The sequence below is a fragment of the Kitasatospora sp. NPDC057738 genome (genome assembly GCF_042798815.1).
Lineage (GTDB): Bacteria > Actinomycetota > Actinomycetes > Streptomycetales > Streptomycetaceae > Kitasatospora > Kitasatospora lactacystinica.
On record NZ_JBHVJT010000001.1, the window covers coordinates 1 to 24,287 of the forward strand.

Annotated in this window: 9 protein-coding genes; 2 read left to right on the top strand and 7 right to left on the bottom strand. The window is 75.3% G+C overall.

The annotated features are described in order from the left end of the window. The 4 genes from ACFVGO_RS00005 to ACFVGO_RS00020 all read right to left on the bottom strand — a co-directional run. Positions 1 to 12,875, bottom strand: a 12,875-nt coding sequence (locus ACFVGO_RS00005) for a type I polyketide synthase (RefSeq protein ID WP_380630405.1), incomplete at its 3' end; no start/stop codon positions are given. 250 nt (positions 12,876 to 13,125) lie between these two features. Then, positions 13,126 to 14,379: a crotonyl-CoA carboxylase/reductase gene (gene ccrA / locus ACFVGO_RS00010; protein ID WP_359898534.1), complete on the bottom strand. Its 1,254-nt coding sequence runs from the start codon at positions 14,377 to 14,379 to the stop codon at positions 13,126 to 13,128. Positions 14,380 to 14,543: 164 nt separating this feature from the next. Further along, a complete protein-coding gene (locus ACFVGO_RS00015; protein WP_359898533.1) occupies positions 14,544 to 15,281 on the bottom strand; it encodes an alpha/beta fold hydrolase in 738 nt (245 codons plus the stop codon). Between the two features lie 700 nt (positions 15,282 to 15,981). Continuing rightward, on the bottom strand, positions 15,982 to 17,163 hold the full coding sequence (locus ACFVGO_RS00020; protein ID WP_380630406.1) for a transposase domain-containing protein: 1,182 nt from the start codon (positions 17,161 to 17,163) through the stop codon (positions 15,982 to 15,984). A gap of 230 nt (positions 17,164 to 17,393) precedes the next feature. Here ACFVGO_RS00020 and ACFVGO_RS00025 point away from each other — a divergent pair, with 230 nt between their 5' ends. Then, positions 17,394 to 20,435: an AAA family ATPase gene (locus ACFVGO_RS00025; protein ID WP_380354795.1), complete on the top strand. Its 3,042-nt coding sequence runs from the start codon at positions 17,394 to 17,396 to the stop codon at positions 20,433 to 20,435. Between the two features lie 79 nt (positions 20,436 to 20,514). Here ACFVGO_RS00025 and ACFVGO_RS00030 read toward each other — a convergent pair whose 3' ends face one another. The 3 genes from ACFVGO_RS00030 to ACFVGO_RS00040 all read right to left on the bottom strand — a co-directional run bounded on the left by ACFVGO_RS00030 (position 20,515) and on the right by ACFVGO_RS00040 (position 22,797). After that, complete coding sequence (locus ACFVGO_RS00030; RefSeq protein WP_380354763.1) at positions 20,515 to 20,949, bottom strand: glutaredoxin domain-containing protein; 435 nt, start codon at positions 20,947 to 20,949, stop codon at positions 20,515 to 20,517. A 33-nt stretch (positions 20,950 to 20,982) separates the two neighbouring features. After that, positions 20,983 to 21,435, bottom strand: a complete 453-nt coding sequence (locus ACFVGO_RS00035; RefSeq protein ID WP_380354766.1) for a very short patch repair endonuclease — start codon at positions 21,433 to 21,435, stop codon at positions 20,983 to 20,985. A gap of 84 nt (positions 21,436 to 21,519) precedes the next feature. Further along, on the bottom strand, positions 21,520 to 22,797 hold the full coding sequence (locus ACFVGO_RS00040) for an MFS transporter (protein WP_380354768.1): 1,278 nt from the start codon (positions 22,795 to 22,797) through the stop codon (positions 21,520 to 21,522). Positions 22,798 to 23,495: 698 nt separating this feature from the next. On the opposite strand from ACFVGO_RS00040, the gene ACFVGO_RS00045 reads away from it, so the two are divergent. Continuing rightward, entirely contained in the window at positions 23,496 to 24,152 is a 657-nt protein-coding gene (locus tag ACFVGO_RS00045) for a hypothetical protein (RefSeq protein ID WP_359898527.1), read from the top strand. Positions 24,153 to 24,287: the final 135 nt, after the last annotated feature.

A 24,287-nucleotide genomic window follows, 5' to 3' on the forward strand; every position in this document is an offset into this window, starting at 1 on the left:
AGCACCCGGGCCGTCAACGCATACACATCGCCCTCGACCGGCACCGGCAGCACCACCACCGGCGGCACCGCCAACCCACCGGCCTCCAACTCCCCCACCAGGCCCGCCACATCGACGAACCCCCGCACACCGGCGACCTCACCGATCGCCACCCACTCCGACGAACCCGCACCCTCCGGACCCGCCGGAACCGGCACCGGCACCGGAACCGGAACCGGAACCGGAACCCAGTCCACCGCGAACAACGCCTCCGGCCCACCCTCACCGACCGGCCGAAGCGCCTCCGCCGAAACCTCCCGCATGGCGAGCGATGCGACGGTCGCGACGGGCTCGCCCACGCCGTCGGCGAGGAGCAGCGACACGCCGTCCGCCGTACCCTCGACCCGCACCCGGAGCACCGAGGCACCCACCGCGTCCAGGCGGGCACTCGTCCAGGCGAACGGCAGCCGGGTGCCCCCGGCCTGGGCGGCCGGGGAGAGCCCGACCGCGTGCAGTGCCGCGTCCAGCAGCGCCGGGTGCAGACCGAAACCGCCCGCCTCACCCGCCGCCGCCTCGGGCAGCGCGACCTCCGCGTAGACGGTCCCACCCACCCGCCAGGCCGCACCCAGACCCCGGAACACCGGACCGTAGCCGTACCCGACCTCGGCCAGAGCCTCGTAGAAACCCTCCAGCGGCAGCGCCGTGGCACCGGCCGGCGGCCAGGCGGTGAGGTCCGGTCCGGCGTCGGCAGCGGCGGCCTCGTCGGCCAGGAGTCCGGCCGCGTGGCTGATCCAGACGGCGTCGCCGGTGCCCTCGGGCCGCGAGTAGACCTCGACGGTGCGCTCACCGGTCTCGCCGGCGGCGCTCACGCTCACCTGGATCTGCACCCCGGCGTGCTCGGGCAGCACCAGGGGCGTGCGCAGGACCAGCTCCCGGATCGCCGGGGAGCCGGCCCGGCGGCCGGCCGCCCAGACCATCTCGACCAGCGCGGCGCCGGGCACCACCACCCGGTCCAGGATGACGTGGTCGGCCAGCCACGGGTGCGTGGCCACCGACAGCCGTCCGGTCAGCAGCAGGCCGTTGTCACCGGCCAGTTGAACCGCAGCGCTGAGCAGCGGGTGGCCGACCGGCTCCAGGCCGACCGTGCCCGGGTCGCCGACCGGCGGGATCGCCTCCGGCCAGTAGCGCTCGCGCTGGAAGGCGTACGTCGGCAGTTCGAGCCGTCGGCCGGCCGGCAGCACGGCCCGCCAGTCGACGTCCGCGCCGGCCGTCCAGAGCCGGGCCAGCGCGCGCAGCGCGGTGTCCACGTCCTCCCGGTCGCGGCGGGCGACGGGGGCGAACACCCCGTCGGGCGCGGACTGTTGGGCGGCTCCGCAGAGCACCCCGTCCGGGCCCAGCTCCACGAAGCGGGTGACGCCCTGCCCGTCGAGGTGGGCGACGCCATCGGCGAAGCGGACCGCCTCACGGACCTGGCGCACCCAGTAGTCGGGGGTGGTGAGGAGACCGGGCCCGGCGATCCCGCCGGTCAGGTTCGACACGATCGGAACGCGCGGCTCGGCGAAGGTCAACCCGGCCAGCACGGAAGCGAATTCGGCGAGCATCGGCTCCATCAGCGCCGAGTGGAAGGCGTGCGAGACGGTCAGCCGGCGAATCCGGCGCCCCTCGGCCTTCCACCGGGCGGCGAACTCCTCCACCGCCTCGACCGAACCGGAAACCACCACCGAGGTCGGGCCGTTGACGGCCGCGACGTCCAGGCGGCCGCCGATCGCGTCACGAACCTCGGCCTCGGCGGCCTCGACCGCCAGCATCGCGCCGCCGCTCGGCAGCGCGTCCATCAGCCGGCCACGTGCCGCCACCAGGGCGCACGCGTCGGCCAGCGAGAAAACGTCGGCGCAGTGCGCCGCGGCGATCTCGCCGATCGAGTGCCCGAGCAGGAAGTCGGGTGTCACGCCCCAGGATTCGAGCAACCGGAAGGAGGCGACCTCGACCGCGAACAGCCCGGCCTGCGCCCACACCGTCCGGTCCAGATCCTCGACACCGTCGAACACCACGTCCCCGACCGGCCGGTCCAGCAGCAGGTCCAGCTCCGCGCAGACCGCGTCGAAGGCCTCCGCGAAGGCGGGGAACGCCTCGTACAGCCCCCGGCCCATGCCGACCCGCTGCGCACCCTGACCGGTGAACAGGAACGCCGTCTGGCCTTCGACCGTCGCACCGGCGACCACGTGCGCCGACGGGGTGCCCGTCGTCACGGTGTCGAGCCCCTCGGCGAGGTCCGCCGCGTCCGCTCCGAGCACCACCGCGCGGTGGGCGAGCGCGGCCCGGCCGAGCAGGGCGTGGCCGAGGTCGGCCGGGTCCGGCTGCGGCCGCCCGTCGGCCCCGTCGCCGGAGCCGAGGAAGGCCGCGAGCCGCTCGGCCTGGGCCCGCAGGGCGGGTTCGGTCCTGCCCGACAGCAGCCAGGGGACCACCGGCGGCGCCGCCGCCGTCCGCTCGGCCGGGGCGGGGCTCGGCACGGCCTCGATGATGACGTGGGCGTTGGTGCCGCTGATGCCGAAGGAGGACACGCCCGCACGGCGCGGCCGACCGTCCTCCGGCCACGGCCGGGCCCGCGTCAGCAGTTCCACCGCGCCCGCCGACCAGTCGACGTGCGGGGTGGGCTCGTCCACGTGCAGCGTGGCCGGGAGGACGCCGTGACGCATCGCCATGACCATCTTGATGATCCCGGCGACGCCGGCGGCGGCCTGGGTGTGCCCGATGTTGGACTTGATCGAGCCCAGCAGCAGCGGGCTGCCCTCCGGCCGCCCCTGACCGTAGGTGGCCAGCAGCGCCTGTGCCTCGATCGGGTCGCCGAGGCGGGTACCGGTGCCGTGCGCCTCGACCACGTCCACGTCGGCGGTGGTCAGTCCGGCGGTGGCCAGGGCCTGGCGGATCACCCGCTCCTGCGCGGGGCCGTTGGGCGCGGTGAGGCCGTTGGACGCGCCGTCCTGGTTGACGGCGCTGCCGCGCACCCGCGCCAGCACCCGGTGCCCGAGCCGCCGGGCGTCCGACAGCCGCTCGACCAGCAGCACGCCGACGCCCTCGCCCCAGCCCGTACCGTCCGCCGCGGCCGCGAAGGCCTTGCAGCGGCCGTCCGAGGCGAGCCCGCCCTGGCGGTCGAACTCGCCGAAGGTGGCCGGCGAGACCATCACCGTGACACCGCCCGCGAGCGCCATCGCGCACTCGCCGCGCTGCACCGCCTGGGCCGCCAGGTGGAGCGCCACCAGGGACGACGAGCAGGCGGTGTCCACCGTCACCGCCGGCCCCTCCAGGCCGAAGGAGTAGGCGACCCGGCCCGAGATCACGCTGTTGGCGGTGCCGGAGAGCAGGTGCCCCTCGGCTCCCTCGAAGCCGTGCGCGCCGCCCCCGCCGTAGCCGGAGGAGGAGGCTCCGACGAAGACACCGATCTGCCGGCCGCGCACCGAGCGCGGGTCCAGCTCGGCGGACTCGAAGGCCTCCCAGGCGGCTTCCAGCAGCAGCCGCTGCTGCGGGTCCATCGCCAGCGCCTCGCGCGGCGAGATGCCGAACAGCCCGGCATCGAAGCGGGTCGCCCCGGCGACGAAGCCGCCCTGCCGGGCGTACGAGTCCTCGGCGTCCGCGAACGCCCAACCGCGGTCGACGGGGAAGCCGGAGATGCCGTCGGCGCCGGTGGCGACCAGCTCCCACAGCTCGTTCGGGGAGGCGATGCCGCCGGGGTAGCGGCAGCTCATCCCGACGATCACGATCGGGTCGTCGGTGCCGGGAGCGGCCCCGCCGTCGACCCGGACCGCCTCCGGAGCGGTGTCCGGGCCGTCCGGGCCGTCCAGGTCGTCGAGCAGTTCACCGGCCAGGTGCTCGGCCAGCTCGCTCGGGGTCGGGTGGTCGAAGACCAGGGTGGCCGGCAGTGCCAGGCCCGTCTCGGTGCCCAGGGCGTTGCGCAGTTCCACCGCGGTCAGCGAGGTGAAGCCCAGGTCCCGGAAGGCCCGGTCCGCTCCGACGGCCTCGGCGGTGCCGTGTCCGAGCACCGTGGCGGCCCGCGCCCGCACCAGGTCCAGCAGGATCCGGCCCCGCTGCGGGACCGGGGCCGCCGCGAGCCGGCGCACCAGGGCGGTGCCGCCCTCGGCGGCGGACTCCTCCGCGGCCGGCCGCTGGGCGGCCTCGGGCAGGTCGGCCAGCAGCGGGCTGGGGCGGCTGGAGGTGAACGCCGGGGCGAACCGCTCCCAGTCCACGTCCGCGACCACCACGCAGGTCTCCCGCCGGTCCACCGCCGCGGCGAGCGCGGTGACGGCCAGCTTCGGGTCCAGGGCGGGCAGTCCGCGCTTGCGCAGGAAGTCCTCCGCCTCGCCGCGCACCGCCATCCCGGCCTCGGCCCAGGGGCCCCAGGCCACCGAGAGGCCCGCCAGGCCGCGCGAGCGCCGCTGCTGGACCAGCGCGTCCAGGTAGGCGTTGGCGGCGGCGTAGAGCCCCTGCCCGCCGCTGCCCCAGACGCCCGCGATGGAGGAGAAGGTGACGAACAGTTCCAGGTCCAGCCCGGCGGTGAGCTCGTCCAGGTGCGCCGCGCCGGTGACCTTGCCACCGGTGGAGGAGCGCACGTCGGCGGGGCCGGTCCAGTCCAGCGGTGCGGTCTCGGCGACGCCGGCCGCGTGCACCACGCCGGTCAGCGGGAGCTCGGCCGGGATCGCGTCGAGCACCGCCGCCAGCGCCGCCCGGTCGGCGGCGTCGCAGGCGGCGACCGTCACCCGGGCACCCAGCCCGGCCAGCTCGGCCACCAGCGCGTCCACGCCCTCGGCCGCCGAACCGCGCCGACTGGTCAGCACCAGATGGGGAACGCCCCGACCTGCCAGCCAGCGCGCCACCTCCGCACCCAGCGCCCCGGTTCCACCGGTCACCAGCACCGTGCCCGAGGGCGTCCACGGCTCGGCCGGGACGTCCTCGACGGCCGCCCGGACCAGTCGGCGGGAGTAGACCCCGGCGGGGCGCACGGCGACCTGGTCCAGGCCCTGGCCGCCGGTGAGCACCGAGGCCAGCCGGGCGGCGACCCGGCCGTCCACGGCGGCGGGGACGTCGACCAGCCCGCCCCAGCGGTCCGGGTGCTCCAGCGCGGCGACCCGCCCGGCACCCCACACCTGGGCCTGGAGCGGATCGCGCAGCGGGTCGGAGCCGCCCACCGACACCGCGCCGCTGGTGACGGTCCAGAGCGGCGCGCCGATCGCGGCGTCGCCGAGCGCCTGGAGCAGGACCACCGAGGCGGTCAGCCCGTCCGGGCCGAGCGCGGTCAGCGACAGCACGCCCGCGTACTCGGCGGGCAGTTCCGCGAGCCGTCCGGCCAGCGCCGCCCGGCCCTCGGCCACCGGGTCGCAGCGGAGCTCGACCAGCTCGGCCCCGGCGGCCCGCAGCGCCGCGGGCAGCCCGGCCGCCTCGCCCGCGCCGTCAGCCCCGTCCGGCAGTACGACCAGCCACGTTCCGGTGAGCGCGCCCGCGCCGAGCCCGTCCGTGACCGGCTTCCAGGTGACGCGGTAGCGCCAGGAGTTGACGACGGCGTCGGCCCGGCGACGGCGGCGCCAGGAGGACAGCACGGGCAGCAGCGGCTCCAGCTCGCCCGCCGAATCGACGGCGAGGGTGCTCGCCAGCTCGCCCAGGTCCGCGCGCTCGACCGCGTCCCAGAACCGGGCGTCCAGGGCGTCCACGGCGCCGTTGGCGGGCGCGGGGACGGGGCCCGGCTCGGGCCAGTACCGCTCGCGCTGGAAGGCGTACGTCGGCAGCTCGACCCGCCGGCCGCCGCCCAGCACGGCCCGCCAGTCCAGCGCGACGCCGGCCGTCCACAGCGCGCCGACGGTCTCCGCGACCGCCTCCGCGCCGGTCCGGTCCCGACGCTGCATCGGTACGAACACCCCGTCGGTGACGGTCAGTTGGGCCATGCCGCAGAGCACGCCGTCCGGCCCCAGCTCGATGAACCTGCGGACGCCGTGCTCGCGCAGGCAGGCCACGCCGTCGGCGAACCGGACGGTCTCCCGGACGTGGCGCACCCAGTAGTCCGGCGTGCCCAGGGTGTCGGCGTCCGCGAGGGCGCCGGTCAGGTTGGAGACGATCGCGATCCGCGGCGCCTCGAAGGCGATCGTCTCCAGCACCGCGCGGAAGTCCGCGAGCATCGGCTCCATCAGCGCCGAGTGGAAGGCGTGCGAGACCGCCAGCCGCGCGGTCCGGCGCCCCTCGGCCCGCCAGCGGGCGGCGAGTTCGTCGATCACCGCCGCGTCGCCGGAGACCACCAGGTCGGCGGGCCCGTTGACCGCGGCGACGTCGGCCCGGCCGGCCAGGACCTCGCGGACCTCCGCCTCCTCGGCCCGCACCGCGAGCATCGCGCCGCCGCCCGGCAGCGCCTGCATCAGCCGGGCCCGGGCCGCGACCAGCCGGCAGGCGTCCGCCAGCGAGAACACCCCGGCGCAGTGCGCCGCCGCGACCTCGCCGATCGAGTGCCCGAGCAGCAGGTTCGGCACCACGCCCCAGGATTCGAGCAGCCGGAAGGTGGCGACCTCGACCGCGAACAGGGCGGTCTGAGCGTAGCCGGTCAGGTTCAGGTCCACGCCGTCGGCCGCCACCTCGCGGACCGGCCGGTCCAGCGCCGGGTCCAGTTCGGCGCAGACCGCGTCGAAGGCGTCGGCGAACACCGGGAAGCGCGCGTACAGCTCCTCGGCCATGCCGGCCCGCTGGGCCCCCTGGCCGGTGAACAGGAACGCGGTGCCGCCGGGGACCGCGGTGGCGGCCGTCGTGCCGTCGAAGTCGGCCAGCCGGCCGAGGAGTTCCTTCCGGTCGTCGCCGACCAGCACCGCGCGGTGCTCCAGCGCGGCACGGGTGGTGGCGAGCGCGTGACCGGTGTCGCGCGGGTCGGCGTCCGAGTCGGCGAGGAAGGTGCGCAGCCGCTGCGCCTGGGCCCGCAGGCCGTCCCGGGTGTGGGCGGAGAGCGGCAGCAGCGCGAGCGCGGGGGTCGGGGCCCGCTCGGCCTCGACGGCCGGGGGCTGCTCGATGATGACGTGGGCGTTGGTGCCGCTGATGCCGAAGGAGGAGACGGCGGCCCGGCGCGGCCGGTCCAGCTCGGGCCAGGACCGGGCCTCGGTGAGCAGTTCCACCGCGCCGCGCGACCAGTCCACCTGCGGGCTGGGCTCGTCCACGTGCAGGGTGGCGGGCATGATCCCGTGGCGCAGTGCCTGCACCATCTTGATCACGCCGGCCGCGCCCGCGGCGGCCTGGGTGTGGCCGATGTTGGACTTGATCGAGCCGAGCAGCAGCGGGCCGTCCTCCGGCCGTCCCTGACCGTACGTGGCCAGCAGCGCCTGGACCTCGATCGGGTCGCCCAGCACCGTGCCGGTGCCGTGGCCCTCGACCAGGTCGACGTCCCGGGTGGACAGGCCCGCGTTGACCAGCGCCTGCCGGATCACCCGCTGCTGCGCGGGGCCGTTGGGCGCGGTGAGGCCGTTGGAGGCGCCGTCCTGGTTGACCGCGCTGCCCCGGATCACCGCGTGCACGCGGTGGCCCTCGCGCCGGGCGGTGGAGAGCCGCTCGACCAGCAGCAGGCCGACGCCCTCGCCCCAGCCCGTTCCGTCGGCGGCGCCCGCGTAGGAGCGGCAGCGTCCGGTCGAGGAGAGCCCGCCCTGGCGGTCGAACTCGCCGAAGGCCGCCGGGGAGACCATCACCGTGACGCCGCCGGCCAGGGCCTGCTCGCACTCGCCGCGCTGCACCGCCTGCACGGCCAGGTGCAGGGCGACCAGCGAGGAGGAGCAGGCGGTGTCGACGGTGACGGCGGGCCCTTCGAGGCCGAAGGTGTACGCGACCCGGCCGGAGATGACGCTGTTGGCGGTGCCGGACAGCAGGTGCCCCTCGGCGCCCGCCAGCCCGAGGCCGCCGGTGCCGTAGCCGGAGTTGGACGCTCCGGCGAACACGCCGATCTGCGCGCCCTGGACGGAGCGCGGGTCCAGCCCCGCCGATTCGAGGACCTCCCAGGCGGCCTCCAGCAGCAGCCGCTGCTGGGGGTCCATGGCCAGCGCCTCGCGCGGGGAGATGCCGAACAGCGCCGCGTCGAAGCCGGTCGCCCCGGCGACGAAGCCGCCCTGCCGGGCGTACGAGCCCTCGTCGTCGGCGAGGTCCCAGCCGCGGTCGGCGGGGAAGCCGGTGACGCCGTCCTCGCCCTCGGACACCAGCCGCCACAGGTCGTCGGGGGACTCCACCCCGCCGGGGTAGCGGCAGCTCATGCCGACGATCACGACCGGGTCGTCGTCGGCGGCGACGGCGGCCGCGGCACGGGTGGGCGCCGCCGGCGCGTCCGGCTCGTCGAACAGTTCGCCGAGCAGGTACGCGGCCAGGGCGGTCGGCGTCGGGTGGTCGAAGACCAGGGTGGCGGGCAGCCGGAGGCCGGTCTCCGCGTTCAGCAGGTTGCGCAGTTCGACGGCGGTCAGCGAGTCGAAGCCGAGGTCGCGGAAGACCTGCTCGGGGTCGACCGCCTCGGCGGTGCGGTGGCCCAGCACGGCGGCCGCGCGCTCCCGGACCAGGTCCACCAGCACCTGGTGGCGCTGACCGGCGGGCCCGGCGGTGAGCCGCTGCCGCAGCGCGGTGCCCAGCTCGAAGTCGGAGCCCTCCCCCTCGACCGGCGGCGCCGCCTCGGGCAGGTCGGCCAGCAGCGGGCTGGGTCGGCCCAGGGTGAAGGCCGGGGCGAACAGCCCCCAGTCGACGTCGGCGACGGTCACGCAGCCCTCGCCGTGGTCCACGGCCCGCGCCAGGGCGCGGACGGCGAGGGCCGGGTCGAGCGCGTTCAGCCCGCGGCGGCGCAGGAAGTCGGCCGCCTCGCCGCGGGCGGCCATCCCGGCCTCGGCCCAGGGGCCCCAGGCGATCGAGGTGCCGGACAGGCCGCGGCTGCGGCGGTTGTCGACCAGCGCGTCCAGGTGGGCGTTGCCGGCCGCGTAGGCGGCCTGGCCGCCGCTGCCCCAGGTCGCCGCGATCGAGGAGAAGGTGACGAACAGGTCCAGGCCGTCGGTGAGTTCGTCGAGGTGTGCGGCGCCGGCCGCCTTGCCGTCGACGACGGCGGCCAGGTCGGCGGGGCGCAGTTCCTCGATCGGGCCGTGCGCCGCGACGCCGGCGGCGTGCACCACGCCGGTCAGCGGGAGGTCGGCCGGGATCCGCGCGAGCACCGCGGCCAACGCCTCCCGGTCCGCGACGTCGCAGGCCTCGACGGTCACCCGGGTGCCGGTGGCGGTCAGCTCGGCGACCAGGTCCTCGGCGCCCGGTGCGGCGGCGCCGCGCCGGGCGAGCAGCAGCAGGTGCGGCGCTCCGCGTTCGGCCAGCCAGCGGGCGACGGCCGCGCCCAGGGCGCCGGTGCCGCCGGTGACCAGCACCGTGCCCGAGGGGGTCCACGGCCGTTCGGCGGTCCGGGCCGGCTCCGGGCGGGTCAGCCGGCGTCCGTAGCCGGCGGAGCCGCGCACGGCGACCTGGTCCTCGCCCGTGGCGCCGGCCAGCACCGCGGCGAGCCGGGCGCCGGCCCGGGCGTCCAGGGTGGCCGGAAGGTCGATCAACCCGCCCCAGCGGTCCGGGAGTTCCAGGGCGGCGACGCGGCCGAGCCCCCACACCCGGGCCGCCGACGGGTCGCTCGGCGGGTCGAACCGGCCCACCGAGACGGCGCCGGAGGTGAGCAGCCACAGCGGTGCGTCGATGCCCGCCTCGCCGAGGCCCTGGACGGTCGCCAGCGCCTCGGCGGCCGGGTCGGCGCCGGCCGGCAGCGCGACCACGCCGGCCAGGCCGGCCGGGTCGGCCGTCGGCCACGCCCCGGGGGCGCAGCGCAGGACGGTGGCGCCGGCGGCCCGCAGGGCCTGCTCGACGGCCTCCGCCCGCCCGTCCTCGGGGTCGGCGGACAGCAGCCAGTCGCCGGTGAGCGGGGCGGTGTCGCCGAGGCCCGTCAGCGGCTTCCAGGTGACCTGGTAGCGCCACGAGTCGACGGTCGACTCCTGCCGCTGCGAGCGCCGCCAGGCGGCCAGCGCGGGGACCACCTCGTCCAGCAGGCCGGGGGCCTCCTCCAGCTTCAGGGTGGTGGCCAGCTCGGTGAGGTCCGCGCGCTCCACCGCCGCCCAGAACCGGACGTCCTGGTCCGAGGCCTCGCGCGGCGGGCCGACCGGCGCCGCCATGCTCTGCGGCCAGTAGCGCTCGCGCTGGAAGGCGTACGTCGGCAGCTCCACCCGGCGGCCCTCGGGCAGCACGGTGCGCCAGTCGACCTCGACGCCGGCCGTCCAGATCCGGGCCAGTGCGGTCAGCGCCGACTCGGCGTCGTCCCGGTCGCGACGCAGCAACGGGGCGAACACGCCCTCGGAACCGGCCTGTTGGGCCATCCCGCAGAGCACGCCGTCCGGGCCGAGCTCGACGAAGCGGGTCACGCCCCGGGCGGCCAGGCAGGCGGCGCCGTCGGCGAACCGGACGGCCTCGCGCACGTGCCGCACCCAGTACTCCGGGGTGGTGAGCAGGTCGGGCGCGGCGACGGCTCCGGTCAGGTTGGAGACGATCGCGATCCGGGGGCGGGCGAAGGAGACCGTCTCCAGCACCGCGCGGAAGTCCGCGAGCATCGGCTCCATCAGGGCGGAGTGGAACGCGTGCGAGACCGTCAGCCGGCTCGTCCTGCGGCCCTCGGCCGCCCAGCGGGCGGCCAGTTCGTCGATCACCTCCGCGGTGCCGGAGACCACGACCGAGGACGGCCCGTTGACCGCCGCGACGTCGGCGCGTCCGGCGATCGCCTCGACGGCCTCGGCCTCGGTGGCCCGGACGGCGAGCATCGCGCCGCCGGACGGCAGCGCCTGCATCAGCCGGCCGCGCGCGGCCACCACGGCGCAGGCGTCCGCGAGCGTGAGGACGCCCGCGCAGTGCGCCGCGGCGAGTTCGCCGACGGAGTGGCCGAGCAGGAAGTCGGGGGCCACGCCCCAGGATTCGAGCAGCCGGAAGCCCGCGACCTCGACGGCGAACAGGCCGGCCTGGGTCCACATCGTCAGGTCGAGGCCGCGGCCGGTGAAGACCGCGTCCTTGACCGATCCGTCGAGGTGGCGGTCCAGTTCGGCGCAGACGGCGTCGAAGGCCTCGGCGAAGGCGGGGAAGGCCTCGTACAGCCCGCGGCCCATCGCCGCGCGCTGCGAGCCCTGGCCGGTGAACAGGAAGGCGCAGCGGCCCTCGCCCACCACGCCGGTCACCGCCGCGGCCGGGTCGCCCCCGGCGAGCGCGTCCAGGCCCGGGAGGAGGTCGCCGAGGACCACCGCGCGGTGGTCCAGGCCCGCGCGGGTGGTGGCGAGCGACCAGGCGAGGTCGACGGGGTCGGGCGCCTCGGTCTCGGCGAGGTGGGCGCGCAGTCGGCTTGCCTGGGCGCGCAGCCCGGCCGCGCCCTTGCCGGAGAGCGGCCACAGCGGCGGCCGGCCGGCGGCGGGCACCGAAGGGGCCGGGGCGGCCTGGGCGGCCGGCTCGGTGCCGGCGTCCGGCCCGGCCTCGCCCTCGGCCTGCGGCTCGGCGGGCGCGGGCGCCGCCTCGATGATCACGTGCGCGTTGGTGCCGCTGATGCCGAACGAGGAGACGCCGGCCCGGCGGGGGTGGTCGGTCTCCGGCCACGACCGGGCCTCGGTGAGCAGCTCGACGCCGCCCTCGCTCCAGTCCACGTGCGGGGTGGGCGCGTCCACGTGCAGGGTGGCCGGCAGCAGGCCGTGGTGGATCGCCTGCACCATCTTGATCACACCGGCCACGCCGGCCGCGGCCTGGGTGTGCCCGATGTTGGACTTGACCGAGCCCAGCCACAGCGGACCGCCCTCGGCACGCTCCCGCCCGTACGTGGCGAGCAGGGCCTGGGCCTCGATCGGGTCGCCGAGCCGGGTGCCGGTGCCGTGCGCCTCGACCGCGTCCACGTCGGCCGGGGAGAGCCCCGCGCCGGCCAGCGCCTGACGGATCACCCGCTGCTGGGACGGGCCGTTGGGGGCCGTGAGGCCGTTGGAGGCACCGTCCTGGTTGACGGCGCTGCCGCGCACCACGGCGAGCACCGGGTGCCCCAGCCGCTGGGCGTCGGAGAGCCGTTCGACCATCAGCAGGCCGACGCCCTCGCCCCAGCCGGTGCCGTCGGCGCCCTCGGCGAAGGCCTTGCAGCGCCCGTTGCCGGCCAGGCCGTCGAGGCGGCTGAACTCCGCGAAGACGCTCGGCGAGGACATCACCGTGACGCCGCCGGCCAGCGCCAGCTCGCAGTCGCCCGCGCGCAGCGCGTGGACGGCCAGGTGCAGGGCGACCAGGGAGGAGGAGCAGGCCGTGTCGACGGTGACGGCCGGGCCCTCCAGGCCCAGCGCGTACGCGACCCGGCCGGACACCACGCTGGCCGCGTTGCCGATGGCCAGGTGGGTGGCGGCGCCCTCGGGCAGGGAGTGGGCGCCCTCGGCGTAGCCGGAGGCGGAGGCGCCGACGAAGACGCCGACCCGGTTGCCGGAGAGCGAGCGCGGGTCGATCCCGGCCCGTTCCACGACCTCCCAGGCGGATTCCAGCAGCAGCCGCTGCTGCGGGTCCATGGCCAGCGCCTCGCGCGGGGAGATGCCGAACAGCGCGGCGTCGAACTCGGCGACCCCGTCGACGAATCCGCCCTCGTCGGCGTAGCCGGACCCGGCCGGCCAGCCGCGGTCCTCGGGGAAACCGGTGATGGCGTCACCGCCGCGGGTCACCAGCCGCCACAGGTCGGCCGGCGAGCTCACGCCGCCCGGGTAACGGCAGGCCATCGCGACGATCGCGATGGGCTCGCGCTCGCGCATCTCCGCCACCTGGAGCTGACGACGTGTGCGCCGGAGATCGGCCGTCACCCGCTTCAGGTATTCGAGATACTTTTGCTCTTCCCCCACGCTGATCAACCCCTACTCCCGGCCGGCGGTGGACCGCAGCCGGTACCGATTACCCGTGAGACCGCAGCGTTTCGCATCCTAGGGAGAGAATCCCCGCGCGATACCCCTAGCCGACCCCAGAAAAAAGGACATCAGATGGCACGGGCCGTTCCGGGCCGTTCGCCGTCGGAGCGGGAACCGCATTCGCGCGGTTCCCGCTCCGTTATTCGCTCCGGAAACCCGCGCCGCCGGGGCGGCGCGGCTCCCGTCCCGTCGTTCAGCCGGTCCGCAGCGAGGTCTGCCCCGGTGCCGCGGCGTTCACCAGGGCGGCCAGGTTGCCGACGCCCTGCTGGTTCGCGTAGAGCATCTGGTGGGCCTCGCCGATCTGGTCGAAGGTGCCGCACCAGGTGATGCACGGGTCGAGCCGGCCGTCCGCCATCAGCCCGATGACCGCGCGGTTCTCCCGGGTGTTCGAGGCGTGCGAGCCCTGGAGGCGCTTGCTGCGCATCCACAGGTAGCGCAGGTCGAGGTCGCCGTTGTAGCCGCTGGTGCCGCCGCAGAGCACGACCATGCCGCCGTTCTCGCAGACGAACAGCGAGGTCGGCAGGGTGTCCTCGCCGGGGTGCTCGACGACGATCTTCGGGTTGCGGCGCTCCCCGAGGATCTCCCAGATCTTCGCGCCGAACCGGCGGGCCTCCGCCGTCCAGGCCCGGCCGGCCGCCTCGTCGTCGAGGTCCGGCAGCCGACCCCAGTGGGTGAACTCCCGGCGGTCGATCACGCCCGCGGCGCCGAGGTCCAGGCAGAACTGGACCCGGTCCGGGTTGGAGACCACGGCGATCGGGATGCCGCCGAGCAGCTTCACGATCTGGATGGCCGCCGAGCCGACGCCGCCGGAGCCGCCCCAGATCAGCACCGGGTCGCCCGGGCGGACGTCGTGCGGGGCCCAGCCGGTCAGCTGCCGGTAGGCGGTGGCGCCGGTGACCAGGTAGCCGCCGGCGTCCTCCCAGGACAGGTTGGCCGGCTTGCGGTGGAGCTGGTGCTCGCGCACCACGGTGTACTGGGCGAAGGAGCCGTAGTTCGTCTCGTAGCCCCAGGCCCGCAGCGACTTCGAGGCGATCGGGTCGACGCCCGTGCGGACGTCCTCCGCCGTCTCGTCCCAGGTCGCTCCGGAAAGGATGACCTCGTCGCCGACCTTGAACTGCTTGACGCCCTCGCCGACGGCCCAGACGACTCCGGAACCGTCGCTGCCGCCGATGTGGAAATCCTCCTTCTCGCCGAGCAGCCGCTGTCTCATCGCGATGACGTCGATGGGTTCGCCGAGCGACGCCCAGACGTTGTTGTAGTTGATTCCGGCGGCCATGACGTACACCAGCACTTCGCCGTAACCGGGCTCCGGCACGTCGACGACCTCGGTCTGCATCGCCTTGAGGGGCTCGCCGAAGCGGTCCTGCCGGATGACGGTCGCGTACATCTGCTCGGGCACGAGGCCGAGCGGCGGAATCTCACCGAGTTCGTAGAGCGACTTGGACACGAACGACTCCTCTGGGCAGTTTTCCGGGATTTCCGAGGACCGGCTCGCAGAGCAGCTCTAGAACCGGTTCGAAACCGGCTGCCCTTCAACACGGTCGATTCGCGTGGATGAATGACGCGGCGGAACTTCGCGTGGACGGATGACGCGGAGGAACGGCGGAGCGGTCAGCCGAGCCTGGTGCGGATCCGGTCGACGACGGTGTTGGCGTGGGCGTTGAGGTAGAAGTGGCCGCCGCGGAAGACTTCGAGCTCGAACGGGCCCGAGGTGTGCTCGGCCCACTTCCGGGCCTCGTCCACGGTGACCTTCGGGTCGTCGTCGCCGACCAGGGCGAGGACCGGCGCGGTGAGCGCGGCACCGGGGGTGGGGCGGTAGGTCTCGGCGGCGCGGTAGTCGCTGCGCAGCACCGGGAGGACCATCCGCACCATCTCCTCGTCGTCGAGGAGGTTGTTGTCGGTGCCGTCCAGCCGCTTGATCTCGGTGAGCAGGCCCTGGTCGTCGAGCTGGTGGAACCGCTCGTCGCGGTGGGCGCCGGGGGCGCGCCGCCCGGAGGCCCACACCGTGTGCGGCACGATGCCGAGGTCCTCCAGCCGCAGCGCCAGCTCGAACGCCACGGAGGCGCCCATGCTGTGGCCGAACAGCGACAGCGGGCGGTCGGCCCACGGCTTGACGACGTCGACCAGCAGGTCGGCCAGTTCCTGCACGGATTCCACGCAGGGCTCCTGGCGCCGGTCCTGACGGCCGGGGTACTGCACCGCGAGGACGTCGACCTGCGGCGACAGCGCGCGGGACACCGGGAAGAAGTAGCTCGCGGACCCGCCCGCGTACGGCAGGCAGATCAGCCGGTGCCGGGCCTCGGGCGCGGGGTGGTAGCGGCGCACCCACAGATCGTCGATAGCTGCCATGGTGACTGGAATCCCTCCGGCGGTCGGCGTGGTGGGACCGCGACACCGGTGAGGCACCGCCCGCGGACCTGCGGGACCGCGCGTCTCACCTTGATCCGCGGGCGGGAGCGCACGAGGGTTCGTGGCCGGCTCCGGTCGCCCGCTGTCCTGTCGGGACCTCAACGGCTCCTACCGTGACCGGCCCGGCCCGGCCCGACAACCCCTAGCCGCACGGCGCGGGCGCACGCGCGCGTGGTCCTGCGGCCGCCCTGGTAGGGGATGCCCGCCGGCGCCCGGCACCTTCCCGGGCCGCTGGAGCGCGGCGGCCGCGCGGGCGGTCGGGTCGCGCCGGGGCACGCCCTATGTCGGCGGCGCCGTCGGGGCAAGGGCGCCTCGTCGGACCGGGGGGGAGGTTAGGGGGCGGTGCCCGGCCAACTTTAGGGGTGCCGGCCGGCGGAACCGATCGAACCGGACGCGCTGATTCCACCGGTGGAACCGCCGCCGGCGCCCGGCCGGGGAATCCCCGGGGCCGGCGGTGGGACCTGCGGGCCTGGCAGGCAGAACGTGTGCGGAACGAACGCCTCCGATCCGTTCCGGCACCACCGAAAAGCCCCCGGGCCCTCCGTCCCATCGGATATGCGCACCGATCCGGAATGCGCCGTCACGTTTCGGCCATCACGGAGAAGTGGAACGGCTGATTCAGTTTCACCGCACCGGTGACTTAACGATCCGGGCCGGAGACCCGCAGCCGGCGCAGGGCGTGATGGACCAGCAGGTGCCCCCAGACCTCCTGCTCGACCCCCTCGGGCGAGCGCGAGCGCAGCACCCGCACGGCCTCCAGCTGATCGGCCGCCAGGTCCCGCAGGGCCCTCGCCCCCGACCTCCACGCGCCGTGCAGCGCGGCCAGCTCCGCGGCGGGGGCCCGCCCCGGGTCGAGGATCGTGGTGAGCAGCCGGCCCGGCTCCCCCGCCGAGGGGTCCTCGACCACCCGCACCACCGGCGCCCCCGCCGACCCCGTCGACCGGCCCGACCCGCCACCGCCGCGACCGCCCCCGTCGGCGGCGAACCCGGACAGGAACGAGCCGTCGCCCAGCAGCTGACGCACCGGCAGCACCGCGTCCGGACCGACCCGCCACAGCAGGTCCGCCCCGCCGGCCGAGGCGTCCCGCCACACCGCCGGAGCGTCGAACCCGCCCTGGTCGGCGAGCAGCAGGTCCCCGCCGCCGAGGCGGTCGAAGAGGCCCCGGGCCAGGTTCGGCACGGCGGCCGCCGACGGGCCGGTGGCCGCCGCGGCGACCGCGCCGGTGCCGCACTCGACCAGGGCCGCCAGCCGCACCCGCGGGTACCCGCCCCCGGGCTCCGGCGGTCCGAAGTACGCCACGTTCTCGGCACTGTCCGGCACCTCGATCGCCGCGCCCTCGACGGCGACCAGGCGCCGCCCCCGGTACCGGACACCCCCCACCTGCCCGACCTGCCCGGCCCGCCCGACCTGCCCGGCCCGCCCGGCCTGCCCGGCCCGCCCGGCCTCCTCGACCGCCGCCGACCGGACGACCTCGGCGAACAACTCCCTGAACGGCTCCGCCCCCAGCTTCACCCGGGCCCGCGAGATCGCCGCCGTACTGGGCACCTGCCCCGGCGCCGTGCAGCGCCCCGCCCAGGCCAGTCCCCGGACGAGCTTGCGGGCGACCTCCTGGTAGCCGTGGCCCGGGAACAGACACATCGCCAGGACCAGGTAGACCGTCACCTTCGGCGTCAGCAGGCGGTTCCGCTGCCCCTCCCGCCCGCACCGGGCCACCACCCGCTCCACCAGCTCCGGCGGGAACGACCCGGTCAGCAGCCCGACCGCGATGCGGTCGGGCAGTCCCCCGCCCGGTTCCGGGCCGAACTGCCCTGGTCGCGACATCCGACACCTCCTGAAACCACGCTACACGCACGATGCTTAAGTCACCGGTGTTGCGCTGAACGGAGTCCCTAGCGTTCGCCGTTGAAGTTCGCCTAGGGTGAAAGTAGATGCAAACCCGGGCACTCGGTCCCGCCGGCGTTCCCCTCGCGCTGTGTACACCGTGCATCTGAGTGATCACGCAACGTCATGGAGGCTCAAGGCAAAACGGGGGAGTCAGCCTTTCCGTTGCGGTGGATGCAAGGCTTTTACACAACAACTCGGAGGCATTCTTGCTGATTCGAGCCGAACAGCATGAAGCGTTGGAGTATTTACTGGACCTGTTCGAGGGACTGTCCTGCGGGAACGGTCGGGTGGTCCTCGTCAGCGGAACCCTGGGAAGTGGTAAGACCCAACTTCTGCACGATTTCTCGGCGCTGGCGGCAAAAGAAGGAGCACTGGTCCTCCAGGCGACCGGTTCGCGGGCGGAACGGGATCTCCCCATGGGGGTCATCGAGCAGCTGCTGCGCTGCGCCGAACTGCCGAACGAACTCGCCGCGGAAATATCCGCCCTGGTCGCGGAGGCGTTCGGCGACCACCTGGAACCCGACCACCGTTTCGAACGGCCGCAGGCCGTCGAGAACGAGACCATCCGTCGGCTCTGCAACGTCCTCCTGGGCGCCTGCGAGGGCCGGTCCGTGGTGGTCGGCATCGACGACGTGCACTTCGCGGACACCGCCTCGCTCCAGGCGCTGCTCTACCTCCAGCGCCGCATGCGCCCCCAGCGCATGCTCATGGTGCTCAACGAGTGGGACCGGCCGCAGCCCACACTGCCGCTGTTCCGCGCCGAGGTGACCCGCGCGCCGCACAGCAGGGTCCAGCTCAAGCCGATGTCCGAGGACACCGTCCGCACCATCCTGGAACGGACCCCGGACCACTCGATCGCGCCGCGACTCGCCCCGGCCGTCCACCGGCTGAGCGGGGGCAACCCGATCCTGGTCCACGCCCTGATCGAGGACAACCACCTCGACGCCACCCACGACCGGTCCCGGCCCGACGACCTGCCGCGCGTCGGCCGGTCCTTCGAAATGGCCGTCCTGGCCTGCCTCTACCGCTGGGAACCGCAGATCCTCGCGGTCGCCAGCGGCATGGCCGTCCTGCGCGAGCACGCCTCCCCGGCGCTGCTCGGCCGGCTGCTCGACCTCGACCAGCGGTGCGTCGGGCACGCGTTGGAGATCCTCACCAACGCCGGCCTGACCGCCGGCGACGAGTTCCGTCACCCGAACGTCGCGGCCGCCGTGCTCGCCTCGCTCTCGCGCACCGAGCAGACCACGCTGTACACCCGGGCGACGAAGCTCCGGCGCGACCTGGGCATGGCCACCACGGTCATCGCCGCCCAGATCGTCGCCGCGGGCGAGGCCGACGGCGACTGGACCGTACCGATCCTCACCGACGCCGCGGAGCAGGAGCTGGCCGAGGGGAAGACCTCGACCGCACACCTCTACCTCAACCTGGCGCTGGCCGCGGCCAACGACGACCAGCACCTGGCCACCCTGCGCACCTACGTCCACTCCACCTGGCAGACCAACCCCAGCGCGGTCGCCCCGCACACCAGCGCGCTGCGCGAGGCCCTGGTGGAGGGCAAGCTCACCGGCAAGGACGTCGTCGCGCTGATCCGGGCGCTGCTGTGGCGGGGAGACCTCACCACCGTCTCCACCGTCCTCGCGGAGGCGAAGCGCTCGCACCTCACCCTCGGGCACGAGGACGGCGTCGAACTCCTGCACGTCTTCCACTGGTTCTTCGGCCCGTCCTTCACCCGGTCCTGGAACCTCGACGAGCTCTGCGGCACCGGGAGCGGGGGCGCCTGCCTGCCCGCGGCCGCGGAGGCGATCGGGGTCTTCTCCCGGGTCTGGGCCCGGGGCGGCGACGCGGAGAGCGCCTCGCTCGCCGAACGCGTCCTGTCCTCCTGCCGGGTGGACGGGATGCCACTGGAAGCGATCACCACGGCGATCCTCGCCCTCGCCGACGGGGACCAGCCCGGCCGGGCCCTGCTCTGGTGCGACGAGCTGATCGGCCACGCCACCCGTCGGGGTGCGACCACCTGGCTGGCCCAGCTCAAGGCGGCCCGGGCCGACGTGTGCCTGCGCGACGGGGACCCCGAGACCGCCGCCGAACTCGCCTCGGACGCCCTGTCGTTGGCGGGCGAGGAGAACTGGGGGGTGTCGATCGGCTACCCGCTGTCGGTGCTCATCCAGGCCCACCTCGCGCTGGGCCGGACGGACGACGCCGCCAAGGAGGCCGGCCGGGAGGTCCCGAGCGCCATGTTCGAGACCGTGATGGGCATCCGCTACCTGCACGCCCGCGGCCGGCTCGCCCTGGCGGCCGGGCGGACCACGGAGGCGCTCGACGACCTCCGGACCTGCGCCCGTCGGCTCAGGGTCTGGCAACTGGACATCCCCGCCCTGATCCCGCTGACCGCCAGCCTGGTCGAGGCCACCTTCCAGGCCGGTGACCCGGTCGCCGCCCGGGACCTGGCGGCAAGTCAGCTGCGGGAACCGTCCCTGGACGACCGCACCCGCGGCGCCCTGCTCCGGATCCTGGCCGACCACGACGGGGGCCGGGAGAAGCCCGCCCTGCTGCAGGAGGCCGTCGACCGCCTGCGGACGCCCGGCGACCGGCTCGAACCGGCCCGGACGGAGGCGGGGACCCAGCGGATCCGGGCCGGATTCGCCCCGGCCGTGGAACACGGGCGGTCCGTCGGCGACGGGTTCGGGCCCGACGAGGAACCACGCGCGGACCCGCTCACCGACACCGGGCTCGGGGACTGCGGCGACCGCCGCCCGGCCGAGGACGGCCCGCGCGAGGACGACGAGCCGGCGCTCCCGCTGGGACCGCCCCCGGCGACCACCCCGGGTGGGGCGGTGGGCTCGCTGCTCACCGGCCTCAGCCGGGCCGAGCTCCGGGTGGCGAAACTGGCGGCCGAGGGCGACAGCAACCGGGAGATCAGCGACAAGCTCTGGATCACCGTCAGCACGGTGGAACAGCACCTGACGCGCATCTACCGCAAGCTGAGCCTGAGCGGCCGGGCCGGCCTGGCGAGCCTGCTCCGCTCGGAGCTGCTCCCGGGCGAGGTCGCCGTCTTCCGCGACGCACCCGGCGGCCCCGCCGACCGGGTCGGACCCGAAGTCGGCTTCCACGCCGTGGAGATGGCGTGCCGCGCCGCCTCCTCCGCGGATGCGCTGAAGGCCGTCGGCAACACGGCCGGCCTGGGCGCCGACGGAGTCGCCGTCGGCTGACACCGACCAGGGCGGTGCCACCGAGCGGATCGGTGGCACCGCCCTCCGCGTCGACGGGGTGCGGCGGCGCGCCCGCCGCTCAGGTGGCGGACAGCCGGCCGCGCACCCACGCGGGGTCCGGGTTGGTGTGCGGCCGGCCGTCCACGACGACGGTCGGCACGGTCTCGTTGCCGTCGTTGGCCGCCCGTACGACCGCCGCCGCCTCCGGGTCGCTCCAGATGTCGACCCAGTGCAGCCGCCGGGCCGACCGGCCGAGCCGAAAACGCAGCCGCAGGCAGTACTTGCAGCCCGGCCGCCAGTACACCACCGGCCGGCCGTCGGCCGCGCTGCGGCGCTGCGCCTCGGCCGCGCCGAGCGACTTCGGGAAGACCAGCGGCGAGTTCACGGCCGCGAGCCCGACGAACGGCACCAGGAACAGGACGGCCACCCCGCCGTTCCCTTCGAGGGCCGGGCCGCTCGCGACGGCCGCACCGCCGAGCACCAGCAGCAGCGGCAACATCCACACACGCATCATGGCGCCCCAGGCTATCCGGCCGCTTCCGACCCGTCAGACCCCCCGCCTGGACGGGGCGGCCCGGGCGGGGCGCTTCCGTTCGTGGTCCACCGTCTCGGCGACCCGCAGCGCGACCTCCTCGGGCTTCTCGTGCTCCCAGAAGCGGAGCACCGTCCAGCCCTCGTCCCGCAGGTGCTCCGTCGTCTCGGTGTCGCGCTCGATGTTGCGGCCCAGCTTGGTCCGCCACCATTCGGCGTTGCTCCTGGGGTGCGTGGCGTGCTGCGGGCACCCGTGCCAGAAACAGCCGTCGAGGAAGACCGCCACCTTCGGCCCCGGGAAGAGGATGTCCACCGTACGGCGAGGCATGCCCGGCACCGGCCGCTGGACACGGTAGCGGTACCCGCCGGCATGGAGCAGACGGCGGACGGCCAGCTCCTGGGCGGTGTCCCGCGATGCCTGTCGGCTCATGCGGGCGGAGACGGCGGGTGTGGACGGTACCGGCGACATGCTGCCATTCTCGTCCACCCGTCCGACAGTCGTACGCGGCCAGGGAGAGGCCGGTCGCCCGCCGCCGCCCCTCGGCTTCCCCGCTCAGGCGAGGTCGCGCACCCGGCGGATCGAACCGGCCAGCAGGATCGCCGGGCCGGCCAGGCTGCACACCGCCAGCAGGAGCAGCGCCGTGCGCGGGCCCCAGGCCGTGGAGGCGGCCCCGGCCAGCACCGCGCCGACCGGGATGGCGCCCCAGGAGACGAACCGGACGGTGGCCATCACCCTGGGCAGCAGCTCCGGCGGGGTGTGGGTCTGCCGGTGGGTGCGGGTGACGATGCTGGTGACCACCACTCCCGCCGAGAAGCCCGCGTTGCCGACGGCGAACACCAGCGCCGCCCAGCCGGAGCCGGCCGCCGGGAGCAGGAAGGTGAAGAGCGCGGCGGTCAGCGCCGACCTCCGCAGGGCGCCGCCGCTGCCGATCCGGGAGACCACCCGGGGTGTGAGGGCGGCGCCGATCAGGCTGCCCAGGCCGCCGGTGGCCATCAGGGCGCCGACGGCGGCGGCCGGCGCGCCGAGGGTGTCGACCAGGAACACCGGGGTGAGTGTCATCAGCCCGCCGGCGACGAAGTTGACCGCGGTGGCATCGGCGGCGCACGGCCCGATCACCGGGTGCCGGGTGACGAAGTGCCAGCCCTCGCGGATCTGTTCCCGCATCCCCGCGCCGGCCGGGCGGGCGACGGCGGACCGTTCCGCGCGCGGCAGGCTGCGCAGCAGGGCCGCCGAGACCAGGTAGCTGACCGCGTCCAGCACCATCGCGGCCGCGCCGCCGACGAGTTGGACCAGCACCCCGCCGAGCGAGGGGCCGGCCAGCTCGGTCGCGGCGCTGCTGCCGGAGAGCAGGCTGTTGCGGGCGGTCAGCTCCTCCCTGGGGACGATGGAGGGCAGGAAGGTGGAGTTGCCGACGTCGAAGACCACGCTCGCCAGCCCGACCAGCAGCGCGACCGCCACCAGGTGCGGCAGGCCGAGGCCGCCCAGCGCGGCCGCCACCGGAACCGAGGCCACGGCCAGCCCGCGCACCAGGTCCGTCACCACCTGGGTGCCGCGCAGCGGGAGCCGGTGGACCAGGACGCCGGCCGGCAGTCCGACCAGCAGCCACGCCAGGTACCCGGCGCCGGTGATCAGGCCGACCTGCCAGGCCGTCGCGTGCAGGGTGAGCACGGCGATCAACGGCAGGGCGACACTGGTCACCTGGTCCCCGAGCCGGCTGACCAGCGATCCCGTCCAGTAGCGCCAGAACACTCCTGCCGAAGTCCGGCGTCGCGCCTCGTGCTCCGCTCCCCGGTCCGCCGCGACCGCTGTCCGCGTCGTCACATCCACCATCGGGCCCACCCCTTCTGTCGCAACCTGTCCACTGCAGCGGACCGGGCGTCAGCCGCCGCGTCCTCACCGACCGCCTCAAGGCGCCGGTCGCCGCCGGGGTGCTGGAGAAGCGGCCCGCCGCGTGCACGGCCGGACCGACCACCGGCTGCCCGAGCCGGAACTCCCCGCCGCCACAGGCGAGTCGACCGACCCCGTGGCACCCGGCGCCACCTGGACGGTGACCGCCGCGCCGCGCCTGCCGACCTTCCGGGCGGCGGGCGTCGACCGGCTCAAGGCGGCTCGCCCTCGTACTGGACGCCACCCGCACTGTCCGCGGGGTCCTCTGTCCGGTGATCGAGCCGGCGGGATCGGTCGAGGACGCCCTCGCCCCGATCGACGGGCTCGCACCACAGTGATGGCAGGCCGCAACCGGCCCGCCCCGACGCACCGGGCGTCCGCACAGCCGCCCGGGTCCTGACGTGCCCCTGCCCAACTCAGCCGACGCCCACACCCCGGGGGGCCAAACGCGCCACGGCCGCACCACGGCGCCCCGGCCGGTCGCCCCGGCCCCGCCCCGGCCGGCTCCCGGCCGGCTCCGCCGGAGGACTACCCGGAGGACTCGCTTCCAGATTGTGACGTGCCCCTGTCTAGTTCGTTCCCGTCCTGGTGTGGTGGGATGAGGCCTCACGGGGATGAACCGCTGACGGGGGTGTGTACTGGTGCGGAGTGGATGGCTGCGGGAGCTGGACGGGGACGCGGCGCGCCTGACGGCCGTGGGGCTGGTGCGGCTGGGGGCACAGGACTGGCTGAGTACGGAGGCCGGGGAACCGGCCTGGATGGGCGGACTGCGGGCGGCCTCGTTCGCCGATGCCTGGCTGGCGTTCGGCGACGGACCCGCGTCCGGACTGCGGGTGCCCGCGCCGGCGCTCCTGCGGGCCCTGGTGGCCCGGGCCGCGGAGCTGGTGCTGCGCTCCTGCCGGGAGGACGGGCCGGCGGCGCTGGAATGGCTGGGGCAGCGCTCGGCGGAGGCTCGTGAACAGGCGCAGCGCGAGGGCGCCTCGCACCCGGCCGAGCCCTGTGCGCTGACCCTGGTGTGGCACGGCGTCCAGGCGCTGACCGCCGAGGACGGGCCGTGCCACGCCCGCCGGATCGAGGAGCGCGGCGAGGCGTACGTACGGGAGCGGCACCGCCGCCAGGACACCCTGGCGCTGGTGCTGTGCTGCACCCGGATCGCCGCGGCCGCGCTGGTGGAGCTGTGCGAGGGCGATCCGGAACGGGTCGGCGGGTGGCTGGAACAGGACGCGGCGCGTTCCATGCCGCGCGACGGCCGGGTGCCGCTGTGGGTGCCGGGCCGGCCCGCTCTGCCGGCCGGCTGAGCGCGCCCGCCCTGGTGGGGCCGGCCCCGGCGCCTAGCCGAGCAGGGCCCCCCCAAGGCACCGACAAGGCCCTCTAGGGGTTTTTAACCACCCCGGTGACTTCCTTCCTTCCCAGCCCCCCCGACGGCCCCGTCA